The sequence below is a fragment of the [Flexibacter] sp. ATCC 35103 genome (assembly GCF_001975985.1).
In the GTDB taxonomy this organism is placed as follows: domain Bacteria; phylum Bacteroidota; class Bacteroidia; order Flavobacteriales; family Flavobacteriaceae; genus Flavobacterium.
The window spans coordinates 23,431-38,106 of record NZ_MTQF01000009.1 but is presented as its reverse complement, the minus strand read 5'-3'; the positions used below and the strand labels follow the sequence as shown (position 1 = coordinate 38,106).

Sequence of the window (14,676 nt, the reverse complement as noted above, 5' to 3'; positions counted from 1 at the left end):
ATGATTAATAAAGAAATTGCATATAATAGAATAAACACCGTTTTATTAGAAATGGAAAAAGAAGTAGGGGTAAAATTAAAAATCAATGATGATTATTTTTATGATTTTCATGATTTTATGTTTTTTATCTATAACTCATTTGAATATTTAATCAATGATAACAATTCTTATGCATTGGCTGGTAATCTACCTCTTATCATAGATAAAAACGAAGGAAACATTTATACTCTTATAGATTTTACAGATGAATTAGAAGATTTTAAATTCGAGGAACTTCTTCTAAATGGATTTTTAGAAAAAATTAACCCCGCTCCGCAAAGTCTGTAGCACGGCTGCGCAAACGTCTCTGACTTTGCGCCCGCAACGATAAGCCACAAAGCGCATACAAAAAAAAGCAACCTAGAAATGGGTTGCTTTTTTTTTGAAAGAATGCCAATCTTATATTTCAATTAAAAAGAAAATGTTCTGGCATTATTTCAAAAAAATGCATAGCCCTTTGCGGCGATTGAGCAAAATAATAAAGGTTCGTAGTGCGTGGGCAGCAGCGTCGGGGTTTGTAGAGGTCTTAAGGAACTGAGATATTTTACATAATGAGTTTATAGTGAAAGGCGAAGCGTACCGGAACGGCTTGCACTATAATGACTTGTTATGTAACATAGCTTTGGTGTGGTTTATCTATTGGTCTAGAAAAATAAATACGTAAAGTCTATCGATAAGGCATAAAAAAAACCTCGCATTTTCTGCGAGGTCTTGTGTTTTATATAATGCGAGATTATCACGAAGATAATCCAATAAAAGCAACTCTTTTACGGGAAACTTTTTATTGTTTATGGAATTGCAATTAATAAGAAATAGTAAAAGCTCCCTTATTAACTTCATGTTTCTCTGTCGTCAGAAAAGATTTAAAAGAAGCACTAAAAGTTCCGCTAATTGTTTTTTTAGTAGTATCGTGACTTAAAATAACAATAGTTCCGGAGTCTGCATTAAAAACCCCTTTTTCAGTAGCATTCTTGATATACATTAAGCTATAATCATATGACTTTTCAATACTAATATCATAGGTACCTGGTTTAACAGTACCCGGTAAATTCACTATAATGCTTTCAACACCTCCTCTTATAGCAGCAATAGCTATTTTTCCCATAATTGAACTAGAAGTTACATTGGCACTAACATATTCTGTATCATCTAATTTTGCAGAAAAAGTATTGTTATTTACAATAGGAATAGCGTTAGTAAAAGAAATATCTTTAAAAGAACCTTTAGTAATAATTTTATTTTCTAATTTGTTATTCGAATTAGATCTTATTCCTGTAAACTGGAATGTTCCGGATATTTTTTTCGTCTTTGTATCTATAGATGATATAATTATACTGGCAGTATCTTTATAATCAAAAGCATTAAACTCACTAATAGCATCTTCTTCTGCAAGACCTATAAAAGCACTGTATTCAGCAGATGTTGGACTATAAGCTAGTGTTAAATTACTTTTTGCCCCACTTAAATTCTTTTTTAAGGTATAAGTCCCTACTTTAGAAGAAGGTACAGTAATTTGAACGAAACCTCCATTTGTTGAACTTAGTCCACTAATCGAAATATAACTAGCCTCTGCAATTGAACTTACACTTACTATTGCCTGTACAGTTGTAGAAACAAAAGTTTTTCCATCAACATCAAATTGCAATTTTCCCGATTCCACTACTTTGTCAATTACATCAACTTCTTCTCTACCGGATTCATCTTTGCTGCATGAGCCAGAAAATAATCCCAAACTTAGGATTGAGATAAATAAAACATATCTTTTTTTCATAATTTTTTATTAAAATTAACTCGCAATTAACAAATAAAAACTCATTAAAAAATCCTTAATAAGTTTTAAAAGTGACAAAATAAGACATTAGCTATCTTTAAAAGAACCATTCAAATTTTAGTTATAATTTATTATTCGAATTATAATAAAGCGACTTTGTTTATGGCTTAAGCCAAATTTACGCTGCTTAAATAAAAAAAGACTTTCTTAATTGGGAAGTCTTTTTTTGTTTCATGTTTTTTCGACCTTATTAGATGATAAAAACAAATTTTTTATCAATCAGATATAAACAGCAATACCCTGATTTCTAAACAAAAGTTTTTAAAGTCTTTACCAAATAAGCTGAAAGCTTAAAAAGCAGTAGCGTAGTGCATCGCACTATGAATTAAATTAAAAGTTGGATTGCCTGAAAGGGGAAAAGCAAATAGGTAAATACTATATATAGCATTATGTTGAATGTTTCCTTTGGATGAATTTGAATTGTTAAGTGAACTTAATGAAATTCTAATTGCCGATTCTCAAAATATAAAGGAATAATGAATTAAATAAATCTGTTATCAGAAGTTTTTCATTTAAAATGGAAGATATTATTTGTCTAATTTTTTTGACTATTTAAAAGAGAAAAAACCATAATTCCCGATTTTTTCTCCTTTGGGTTATTCCATTTCATAAATTTTATTATGTTTGCTAAATCGATTTAGCAATTCTTGAAACTTTCTATTATTATGAAAAATATATTCTTAACGTTCTTTCTAAGTATTATTTCTACTGCATTTATAAATGCACAGGAACTTAAATCTCCTGATGGAAATTTGACTTTGACATTTCGTTTAAATGCATCAGGAACGCCAATTTATTCCCTTAATTATAAGAATAAAGAAGTGCTTAAAGAAAGCAAATTGGGCTTTGTTATAAAGTCTGACATCTTGCTGAATAAAGATTTTGAGATAGCAGCAACAAAGTTTCAGTCAGAAAACAATACATGGAAACCCGTTTTAGGCGAACAAAAAGAAATACAAAATCACTACAATGAATTACGTGCTGATCTTGTACAGGAAAAAAGCAAACGAAAACTTTCGATTTATTTCCGTTTGTTTAATGATGGTTTGGGTTTTAGGTATGAATTTCCGGTACAGGATAATTTGCGCCACTTTATCATTCAGGAAGAAACAACAGAGTTTAACTTAACCGGAGATCATAAACTTTTCTGGATTCCGGGAGATTACGATACAAACGAATACAGTTATACAACATCAAAAATATCCCAGATGCAGGCTTTGGTTTACAACGCTACACATGTTCCGCTTGCAGCACAATCGACCACTAAAAATCTTGCCACTCAAACGCCTTTGATGATTAAAACAAATGATAATCTTTATATCAATATTCACGAAGCAGCACTGAAAAACTATCCTGCAATGTGCCTGAATGTCGATGATAAAACTTTTTCGCTAAGTTCTCATCTTGTTCCGGATGCAGTTGGTAATAAAGGATATATTCAAACGGGGAGTTTTACGCCCTGGAGAACGATTGTTGTAAGTGATGATGCAAGAAACATTCTGGCCTCAAAAATGATTTTAAATTTAAACGATCCTTGTGATTTTGAAGATACTTCCTGGATTAAACCTGTAAAATACATTGGGGTTTGGTGGGAATATTTTACCGGTGGAGGTTCTACATGGGCATATTCAGACAATCAGGATGTGGTTATTGGAGCAACGGATTTCTCTAAATTAAAACCAAATAATACGCACGGAGCAAATACCAAACATGTAAAAGAGTATATAGATTTTGCAGCAACAAATGGTTTTGATGCTGTTTTGGTCGAAGGATGGAATGAGGGTTGGGAAGACAATACGGCCTTTAAAAAAGAACGCATTTATAGTTTTACAAAAGCGTATCCGGATTTTGATGTAAAAGATCTTAGTGATTATGCCAGTAAAAAGAACGTGAAAATTATTATGCATCATGAAACAACATCTTCCACATCAGAATATGAGCGACAATTAAATGCTGCTTTAAATTTCATGGTCGATAATAATTACAACGCTGTAAAAACGGGATATGTAGGACCAATTATCCCGAGAGGAGAACATCATGACGGACAGCAAATGGTAAATCATTATACATATGTAGCCAAAGAAGCTGCTAAACACAAAATCATGGTAGATTCTCATGAAGCCGTTAGACCTACGGGTTTGCACAGAACATATCCTAACTGGTTTGCGCAGGAATCAGCACGCGGAACTGAGTTTGAATCTATGGAAGGAATTCATCCGGATCACACTACAATTCTGCCTTTTACACGATTAATGGGCGGACCGATGGATTATACACCGGGGATTTTTCAGGGAGATTTATCGGTTTATGGATCTAAAAAGAATAAGCTGAGCACAACCCTTGTCAAACAATTGGCATTGTATGTTACTATGTACAGTCCGTTGCAAATGGCTGCCGATTTACCGGAGAATTATATGCGTTTTAATGATGCATTTCAGTTTATAAAAGATGTTGCACTCGATTGGGATGAAACTTATATTCTGGAAGCTGAGCCAGGTGATTATATTACGATTGCCAGAAAGACCAAGGGAAAACAAGAATGGTTTATAGGCGGAATCACGGATGAAAATGCACGTATTGCTACAATTGATTTTAGTTTTTTACCTGCAGGAAAATCATATACAGCAACAATTTATGAAGATGGAAAAACGGCTGATTACAAAACCAATCCGCAATCCTACAATATTCGAAAAGTCACTGTAAACAGTAAAACAAAACTAAAACAAAAATTAGCTTCAAGCGGTGGTGTGGCTATTTCTATAAAATAAATTCTTTGAGAAATGGCACGCGGATGACACTGATTCGCTAAAGCGAAAACACAGATAAAAACGGGATTTTCTCTTCTAGTATTGTTTAAAAAAAATCTGCTTAATCTGCCAAATCTGCGAGAGAAAAAGTTTGAGAAATGGCACGCGGATGACACTGATTCGCTAAAGCGAAAACACGGATAAAAAAGGATTTTTTATTGCTGTTTGAAAAAAATCTGCTTGATCTGCTAAATCTGCGAGAGAAAAAAGTTTGAGAAATGGCACGCGTATGACACGGATTCACTAAAGCGAAACACGGATAAAAACGGATTTTTTATTGTTGTTTGAAAAAAATCTGCTTAATCTGCCAAATATGCGAGAGAAAAAATTAGTAACAGATTAAACACGTTTATTATTTAAATGAGTCAAAGTAATTCGCGAAAATTCGTGTAATTCGTGGCAAAAAACAAAATAGATATTAATTTAAAAAACATAAAAAAAATGAGCATAAAAATTTATCCTTTACAATTTGAACCAATTCTGAAAGACAGAATCTGGGGTGGCGAAAAATTACAAACAGTTCTTAATAAACCTATCACGTCTAAAATTACCGGCGAAAGCTGGGAATTGTCTACTGTAGAAGGTGATGTGAGCGTAGTTGCCAACGGAGAATTAAAAGGAAAATCATTAACAGAATTAATTAATGAATCACCAAATGAAATTTTAGGAACCAAAGTTTACGAGCGATTTGGGAATCAGTTTCCTTTATTGTTTAAATATCTTGATGCGCGTGAAGATTTGTCGATACAAGTTCACCCAAATGATAAACTGGCAAAGGAACGTCATAATTCTTTTGGAAAGACAGAAATGTGGTACGTAATGCAGGCTGATCAGGATGCAAGGATTATTGTAGGATTTAAAGAAGATTCAAGCAAAGAAGAATATCTGGAGAATCTAAATAATAAAAGTTTAGTTTCTATTCTTGATGATGTAAAGGCGAAAGCTGGAGATGTTTTCTTTTTAGAAACCGGAACTGTTCATGCAATTGGTGCAGGATTAGTTGTTGCAGAAATTCAGCAAACATCTGATATTACATATCGTTTATATGATTTTGACAGGGTAGATGCTCAGGGAAATAAAAGAGAATTACACGTAGATTTAGCACTTGATGCTATCAATTACAATAAAGTAGATACCCATAAAAAATACGATAAAGAGGTAAATCAATCTAACGTAATTGTAGATTGCCCCTATTTTACAACCAATTTTATTCCGCTTGACGGGAAGATTGAAGGAAGTAAAAACGGAGAAACCTTTACGGTATATATGTGTATCGAAGGTACTTTTGAACTTAGATACGAAAATGTGACTTATCAATATAAAAAAGGAGATACTGTTTTGATTCCTGCTGACATACGCAGTTATGTTTTAGAAGGTTCAGCCTCAATCTTAGAAGTGTATATTTCTTAAATTTTCAACTAAATAAAAAGAGTCGGAGGGTTTTGTTTTATAAACTCTCCGACTTTTTAATATTCAATAACAGATTATTCATATTAAAAAGGGAATAAGGGTGTAAAGTCTTAAAAAACGATTAATATTAAAATTACCTGTAATTGCTGATGATTGTGCTTGTAATTAGCTTTAAAAAAATGATATGTTTAAAAAAATAATTACAAAATCGTTTTAGTAACTATTTTTATTTATATTTGTGATATAATTAATAACAGCTTAATAAAAAATTAACTCCTTAGATGAAAAAGATTACTATTAAGGATATTGCCACAGAGGCGCAAGTATCTATATCAACGGTATCTTTTGTCATTAATGATAAAGGCGAGAAAATGGGAATCAGCCCGGCTGTGATTAAAAAAGTGCAGCAAGTTGCTGAAAAGCTTAATTACAGACCTAGTATGATTGCTACAAGTCTTAGAACCGGAAAGACAAGATCTATTGGGTTAATTGTCGAAGATATTTCGAATCAGTTCTTTGCAGATCTTGCCAGAGTTATAGAAGATGAAGCTAAAAGTATTGATTATAGAGTTTTTTACTGTAGTACAGGAGGAGATGACGGACGTTCTCAGGAATTGATACACAGTCTTTTGCAGGCAAATGTAGATGGTTTTATTATCACGCCAACAGAAAATTTAGAAGACAGTATAGATCTTCTTTTAAAACTGAAAAAACCAGTAGTCTTAATCGACAGGTATTTTCCGGGACAAAGAGTAAGTCATGTTGTAATGGATAATTATGAAGCGTCTAATACAGCTACAAAATTTATAATTGACAAAGGCCGTAAAAACATAGCAGTTGTCAATAACGAATCAGAAATGATTCAGATGAAGTTAAGAGAAGATGGTTGTCGTGACGCCCTAAAAGAAGCAGGAATTTATAATGAATCACTTGTGCTTCATATGGATTACTACAGCAATGAAGAAACCAGAATTGCAACAATAGCCGGTTTTTTAGAAAAAAATCCAAATATTGATGCTGTTTTATTTCTTACAAATTATATGGGATTGGCAGGTCTTCAGGCTTTTAAACAAATGAAAATCAGGATTCCTGAAGATATTGCAGTTATAAGTTTTGATGATCATGACAGCTTTAAACTGCATACACCGGCAATTAGTGTTATAGCACAGCCTATTGAAGATATTGCTGTTAAATCGATACAATTATTGATGAGCCAAATGACAGATATGGAGAAATTTCAAGTAGAAAAAAGTCTTAAAAAAGGTAAATTGATTGTTAGAGAATCAATTTAATTTTAAGATAATAATCAAAATAAAAAAGAAAAGAAACGTTCGTTTTTTTTTACTCATTTTACTAAATCGTTTTAGTAAAATTTAGACAGAGCAAACTAATAATCAGTAATTTTTTTGACCTGTTTACTATATCGATTTCTTGAAATCAGGGTACAAATATATTACTATAAAAAGGATAGTATTTAAAGATGGAGATCTTAGAATACCGTATTAAAATTGAGTTCAAATTTTTTATTAATTTTTTAAAAACAATCACGTTAAAACAAAATCAAAACAAATAACCAAAAAAAAATGCTTATGAAACGAATATTGGCAGTGTTAGGAATGGTATTGTTGAGCAGCTTAGGAGCTGTTGCACAAAACCGATTAATAACAGGCATAGTGGCTGATGCAGAGAACAAGGGAATTGTTGCTGCATCGATAGAGGTTCAGGGAAAACCGTTTAGTGCAATTACAGATGCGGAAGGCCGGTTTAAAATGAATGTTCCGGAAGGAAAGGTTACATTAAACGTATCATCTATTGGTTTTGCATCAAAATTAGTGGTACTTCAGGAAAATGAAAACAGAGTTGCCGTTGTCCTGATCGAAAACACACAAGAACTAAAAGATGTTGTAGTAACTTCATTTGGTGTTAAAAAACAAAAGAAAAGTTTAGGTTACGCAGTTGGAGAATTAAAAGGAGATGAGCTGACCAAGAATAAAGAAATCAACTTAGGAAATGCCCTTCAGGGAAAAATTGCCGGAGTTAACGTTTCTGCGCCGGTTTCAGGACCTTCAGGTTCTAGCCGTGTTGTAATTCGTGGAGCAACATCGGCTTCTGGTCTTAACCAGCCTTTGTATGTTGTAGATGGTATTCCGATAGACAATAGCCAGCAAGGAAATGCAGGAATGTACGGAGGAGCTGATAAAGGAGACGGAATGTCCTCTTTTAATCCGGATGATATCGCTTCGATGTCAGTACTTAAAGGTAGTGCCGCTTCTGCACTTTACGGATACAGAGGATCAAATGGTGTTATCTTAATTACGACTAAAAAAGGAAAAAGCGGAACAGGAATTGGAGTAGATTTTAGTACAAATTCTACCTTCAATACACCGGCAACTCTTTTACACTGGCAAGATCAATACGGAGCGGGAGCGCCTGTAAATGGTGTTGCAACAAGATTTGCAAACGCACAGGAACTTGGAGATTCTTACTATTTTGCCTGGGGAGATAAATATGATGGAACTCCGTCTCTTGGTATCGATGGAATTACAAGACCATATCAGGCTTACGGACAGGATAATGTTAAAAACTTCTACAGAACCGGATATTCTTTCAGTAATACTTTAGCAATTTCCGGAGGAAACGAAACAACTAATTTCAGGTTATCTTTTGGAAATACGAAAGACGAATCTATTTTGCCCGGAACTAACTTTGGAAGAAATAACGTGACTTTAAGTTTAAATTCGGCACCAAATAAAAAGGTAAGTATCGAGACAAACGCACAGTATATTTCTGAGAAAAGCCATAACAGACCTTATTTGAATGACTCTCCAAGAAACCCATCTTTTCCGGTTACTTTTATGACTCCGGGAACAGATATTAGATGGATCAACAATGCATATGATGAAAATGGAGGAGAAGCAGATTATTTTCAATCAAACGTATATCAGACAAATCCTTACTTTGCAACGCAGGAAACCCTGAATAACGATCTTAGAAAACGTTTTATAGGTTCTGCAAAAGTAAATTATAATATTACCGATAAAATTTACGCAAAAGCTGTCATTGGGATTGATGATATTAATTATGAATTTACAGAGATTGAACCAACCGGAATTAACTATGCACCGGGTGGAGCTTATGAAAACACAGTTCAAAACCGTTCTGAGTTTAATGCTTCAGGTTATTTAGGATACAAAGGCGATATCGCTAAAAATCTTTCTTTGGATGCTTTTGTTGGAGCAAACCGTCAGGATAACAGAATGAGTGGTATTAAAATGAGAGGAAATAACTTTATTGTTCCGTTCAAGTATTTTTATGCAAACACTCAGCCTGTAAAAACAGAAAAATTATTTTCTGAAAGCGAAGTAAATTCACTTTTTTATTCAGCAGATTTAGGATATAAAGATTTCTTGTATGTTAGTTTAACAGGTCGTGAAGATTGGTTTTCAACTTTAGATCCGGCAAATAACAGTACTTTTTACCCATCTGTGAGTACAAGTTTTATTTATTCTGAAATAGTTAAATTACCGGAATGGATGTCTTATGGTAAAATTAGAGCTGGTTGGGGTAATGTTGGTGGAGCTTTGCCGGATGCTTATGCTTTATCATTAACGTACACTGCGCCAGACGGACAAACTGATTCTCAAGGTCAGCCAATTTTAGGTGTTAATGGAGAAACAGTTCCAAACAAATTCTTAAAACCTTATAATGTAAGTACAATCGAATTTGGTTTTGAAAATACATTTTTCAACAACAGATTAAGTACAGATTTGACTTTTTACCAAAAAAGAACAACCAATGATATTGCTGATGCTGATATTTCTAAAGCTTCAGGTTACAGAACTACAAAAATCAATGTGGGAGAAATCCTGAATCAGGGTGTTGAGTTTGCCGTAAATGTAAAAGCAGTAAAAACACCTAGTTTTAGCTGGAGTGTTGGTTATAATTTTGCTTACAACAAGAGTGAAGTTGTCAACCTTTCGGATAAAATTCCAACAAAATTGTTAGACGATAACAGAGATGCAAGAGCTTCTGTCGTATTAGAAAAAGGACAGCCTTTTGGTGTAATCAAAGCTTATGATTATTTAAGAGATACAAACGGAAACATTGTACTTGATCCAAGCGGTAAATTCCTGAGAGGAAACTTAATTATTGCAGGACAAGGTGTTGCGCCAACTTCAATGGGACTTTCAAATGATTTCTCTTATAAAAACTTCACACTTTCTGTTTTTGTAGATGCTAAATTTGGAGGAGAAATTTATTCTGCAACAAACCAATTAGGAATGCGTTACGGATTATCTGAAGCTTCGCTTGCTGGTCGTGAAGGCGGAGTTGCTGTTTCAGGAACAGATACAAACGGAAATGCTGTAAACACAACTGTTTCTGCTTATGATTACTGGAGAAGTTATAGCGATGTAACATCAAATTTTGTATATGATGCTGATTTTGTGAAGTTAAGAGCCATTTCTTTTAGCTATAATTTTCCAAAATCGTATATCGAAAAAACACCTTTCCAATCGATTAGTTTAGCATTCTCTGCTCATAATTTATGGACAATCTATGACAAAGTACCTAATATCGATCCAGAGTCAAACTATAATAATAGCAATGCTCAGGGACTTGAAAGAGCTTCTATGCCTTTGACAAGAAATTATGGTATAACACTTAATGTCAAATTCTAATAATAAAAAAGATGAAAAATAGATATATTAAAATATTTTGTGTCGCAATTGTTAGTGCAATGACATTAGCATCATGCGATAAAGGATTCGAAGAAATGAATACGAATCCAAATGCCTTAACAGAACCTGCAGTAAAATCGATGTTTACATTAGCTGAGATTTATGTTGACGGTCAGGATTTTTCGAATACAAGAGGAAATAATATTTATGCCGCACAAATCGTACAGCAATTTTCTTCACCAGGAGGAGCGGGTTCAAAATATACCTATTCTTCTGAATATTCAGCTGCCCTTTTTGGGGAATCTTATGGAAAAGGATTGAACCAGATTTATCAGTTAATGTCGGTTTTGCCAAACAATGATGAAAATTCAAATGCAATTCAGGCTTTAAGAATCATGAAAGTTTTAATGTTTCAAAAACTAACGGATACTTATGGAGAAGTTCCTTATTTTGAAGCAGGAAAAGGATATAATGGAAATATTTTCACTCCAAAATATGACACTCAGGAAGCGATTTACAATGATCTTTTAAAAGAATTGGACGAAGCCGGAACAGCATTAGATGCGAACAAAGGTTTTGTTGGTGCAGCAGATTTATATTACCAAAGTGATGTTGCCAAATGGAAAAAATTAGCCAATTCCGTAATGCTTAGAGTAGCCATGCGTTTGTCTAAAGTAAATCCGGCCAAAGCTAAGGAATATGTAGAAAAAGCAGTTTCAAAAGGTGTTTTTGCTTCAAATGATGACAGTCTTGTTTTAAAACATGATTCAGGTCCACAAGGAGTTAGAACTAATCCTATTACTTCTGCGTGGGTTACAAATGATTTGAACGGAGGAGAATCAAACATAAAATTCAGTAAAACATTTATCGATCAGTTAAAAAATAATAACGATCCTCGTTTAAGAATCTATGCTAAATTAGAAGCAACCGGAGATAACAATCCGGCAAACCAACAAGGTCTTGCCAATGATGCTAAAGATTTTCCGGGCGGAGACAAAAAAGTTTTCTCAGACCCAAATACTTCTACAGTATTACGTTTAGATGCACCAACATTAATTATGTCATATGCTGAGGTTCAATATATATTGGCAGAAGCAGCTGTAAAAGGCTGGAACGTTGGCGGAAGTGCACAACAATACTATGATAACGGAGTAAAAGCAGCGATGGAAGTATTAACTATTTTTGGTGATAAAGTACCGGCGGTTACACCTGCTGAATACACTACTTATATGACGGCTCATCCTTTTAAAATTGCTGGAACTGAGGCTCAAAAAATCGAACAGATTATCACTCAAAAATGGATTGTATTGTTGTTTAATGGTTTTGAAGCTTTTTCAGAATACAGAAGAACAGGATATCCGGTTTTAGTTCCTGTAAATGATCCTACGGGAGAAACAAACGGAACAATTCCGAGAAGATTAATCTACGATCAGTCTGAGCTTTTAACAAATGCAGATAATTATCAACAAGCAATAAGTCGTCAGGGATTAGACAGAATGACAACCAGAATCTGGTGGGATAAACAATAAATTTGGTTAGGTTAGTTAAAATAAGTCGGGAAGGAATACCTGTACCGCCCGGCTTATTTTTTAAAGATTCAGAGTTTCGAAGAAGAAAGAGGAAAGAGGAAAGAGGAAAGAGGAAAGAGGAAAGAGGAAAGAAGAAAGAGTAAAGAAGAAAGAGTAAAGATTAGGGAGACAAAGCTTTGCCCACTTTGCGGCTAATTTTCTTTATATTCAGAGGTTAAAAATCCGTTTAAATCCGTGTCATCCGCGTTACAATATCACTTGCAGTAAAAAAATAAAAAATGAAATATATAAAAAACTTTTATTGGGTAATATCTCTTTGTATTGCGAATTTCTCATTTGTAATCAATGCTCAAAGTATTGATATAAAAGAAGATTGGCAATATCGAGAAATAAAAACTGATAAATGGTTTCCTGCAACCGTGCCTGGAGAAATCCACACCGATTTATTGAATAATAAAGTAATACCGGATCCATTTTACAGAGACAATGAAAAAAAAGTTGCCTGGATCGAAAAGAAAGACTGGGAATATAAAACCACTTTTAAAATTGGTGCAGCAACATTAAAAAAGAAAAATGCAGAGCTGGTTTTTGACGGATTAGATACTTATGCAACCGTTTACCTCAACAATCAATTGGTTTTAAAAGCGGATAACATGTTCCGTCAATGGCGCGTAGACGTTAAAAAACTCATTAAATCCGGAAATAATGATTTAGTAATTGTTTTTAAATCGGCACAAAATGTAGTTGATTCCCTAGCCAAAAAAGATTTTCCATTTGTGATTCCGGACAATCCGCGTGCTTATGTACGAAAAGCGCAATATCATTTTGGATGGGATTGGGGACCAAAATTCACCACTTGCGGAATATGGAAAACCCCAAGATTAGAAGCCTACGACGAAAAAACTCCGGAGAAACCATACGTTTTAGATCGAAAAATAGAATTGGTACAACAACCGGATAGTCTGGGGAAATCATTTTATTTTAAGATTGATGGAAAACCAGTTTATATGAAAGGCGCCAATTATATTCCGTCAGATGCTTTTTTATCCAGAGTAACCAAAAAAGAATACGAAAAAGTGATTGGTATGGCCAAAGATGCCAACATGAATATGCTTCGTGTTTGGGGCGGCGGAATTTATGAAGACGATTATTTCTATGACTTATGCGATAAATACGGAATCTACGTCTGGCAGGATTTTATGTTTGCCGGAACAATGATACCGGGAGATGATGCTTTTTTTGATAATGTAAAAAAAGAAGTTCAGTATCAGGTAAAACGTTTACGCCATCATAAAAGTATTGTTTTATGGTGCGGAAATAATGAAATTGATGAAGCCTTTAAAGATTGGGGATGGCAAAAAAGCATGAAAATGTCTAAGCAGGATTCCACCAGATTATGGAAAGATTACGTTCGTTTGTTTCAGGACAGTATCCCGAAATGGGTAAAAGAAGTTGATACGAAACGTCCTTATATTAGCTCATCACCATTATTTCATTGGTCGAGAAAAGCCAGTATTTCAGAAGGTGACAGCCATTATTGGGGAACCTGGTGGGGATTAGAAGATGTAGAAGCCGTACAGAAAAAAACAGGACGTTTTGTGAGCGAATACGGAATGCAGGCAATGCCAACTTATTCTTCAATAGAAAAATTCACACTGCCGGAAGACCGCTATTTATATTCGGATATTTTGCAGGCCCATCAAAAAGCCGGAAAAGGATTTCTGAAATTAGATTCGTATTTGAATCGCTATTTTATTGATTCGACCAAAATAAAGAAAATGAATGTTGAGGATTATTCATACCTCACCCAATGCTTGCAATATTATTCGCTTAAAAATATTATAGGAATTCACCGTTCAAAAGCACCTTATAATATGGGAACTTTGGTTTGGCAGCTTAACGATTGCTGGCCAGTAGCAAGCTGGAGTGTAACCGATTATTATGACAGACAACCAAAAGCAGCCTGGTATGCGATGAAAGAAGCGTATCGGGATGATAAAACGCCTGAAATAGATTTGACGCGCCCAATAAATTTAACACTCGAAGATCCAAAAATTACTTGGGAAGTAAAAGGAAATAAAGTAGTTTTAAAAGCATCAAAATTTGCCAAATATGTAAACGTTTCCATAAAAGGATATACCGGAAAATGGAGCGACAATTATTTCGATTTAAAACCCGGAGAAGAAAAAACAATCACATTCGAAGGAAAAATTGAAAAACCGGTTTTAAAAGTTTACTCCTTGTATGAGGTTTTAGCAAGGTACTAAGGTTTTAAGTTGCTGAGGTTCTGAGGTTTTTAGGAACAAAGGTTCAAAGAGACAAAGGTTTTCCGTAGAGGCGCACAGCAGTGCGTCTACTTTGCGACCTTTGCGTAAATCCTT

The 14,676-nt window shown here is 34.1% G+C and carries 8 protein-coding genes; 7 read left to right on the top strand and 1 reads right to left on the bottom strand.

Annotated elements, in window-relative coordinates:
• Positions 1–327, top strand: coding sequence for a hypothetical protein (locus BXU01_RS18205; RefSeq protein WP_083694553.1), 327 nt, complete (start codon positions 1–3; stop codon positions 325–327).
• Between the two features lie 514 nt (positions 328–841).
• Here BXU01_RS18205 and BXU01_RS18200 read toward each other — a convergent pair.
• Complete coding sequence (locus BXU01_RS18200; RefSeq protein ID WP_083694551.1) at positions 842–1,810, bottom strand: DUF6252 family protein; 969 nt, start codon at positions 1,808–1,810, stop codon at positions 842–844.
• A 725-nt stretch (positions 1,811–2,535) separates the two neighbouring features.
• Between BXU01_RS18200 and BXU01_RS18195 the strand changes: the two genes are divergently transcribed.
• From BXU01_RS18195 to BXU01_RS18170, 6 genes are all read left to right on the top strand, one after another.
• Complete coding sequence (locus BXU01_RS18195; protein ID WP_083694548.1) at positions 2,536–4,638, top strand: glycoside hydrolase family 97 protein; 2,103 nt, start codon at positions 2,536–2,538, stop codon at positions 4,636–4,638.
• 480 nt (positions 4,639–5,118) lie between these two features.
• Positions 5,119–6,087, top strand: coding sequence for a type I phosphomannose isomerase catalytic subunit (locus BXU01_RS18190; protein WP_083694574.1), 969 nt, complete (start codon positions 5,119–5,121; stop codon positions 6,085–6,087).
• A gap of 281 nt (positions 6,088–6,368) precedes the next feature.
• Positions 6,369–7,379: a LacI family DNA-binding transcriptional regulator gene (locus BXU01_RS18185; RefSeq protein WP_083694546.1), complete on the top strand. Its 1,011-nt coding sequence runs from the start codon at positions 6,369–6,371 to the stop codon at positions 7,377–7,379.
• Positions 7,380–7,676: 297 nt separating this feature from the next.
• Entirely contained in the window at positions 7,677–10,766 is a 3,090-nt protein-coding gene (locus BXU01_RS18180) for a SusC/RagA family TonB-linked outer membrane protein (protein WP_255373801.1), read from the top strand.
• Between the two features lie 11 nt (positions 10,767–10,777).
• A complete protein-coding gene (locus BXU01_RS18175; RefSeq protein WP_083694541.1) occupies positions 10,778–12,295 on the top strand; it encodes a SusD/RagB family nutrient-binding outer membrane lipoprotein in 1,518 nt (505 codons plus the stop codon).
• A gap of 278 nt (positions 12,296–12,573) precedes the next feature.
• The gene (locus BXU01_RS18170) at positions 12,574–14,562 is read left to right on the top strand and encodes a glycoside hydrolase family 2 protein (protein ID WP_255373800.1); all 1,989 of its coding nucleotides are present in this window, start codon (positions 12,574–12,576) and stop codon (positions 14,560–14,562) included.
• The last annotated feature ends 114 nt before the right edge of the window (positions 14,563–14,676 follow it).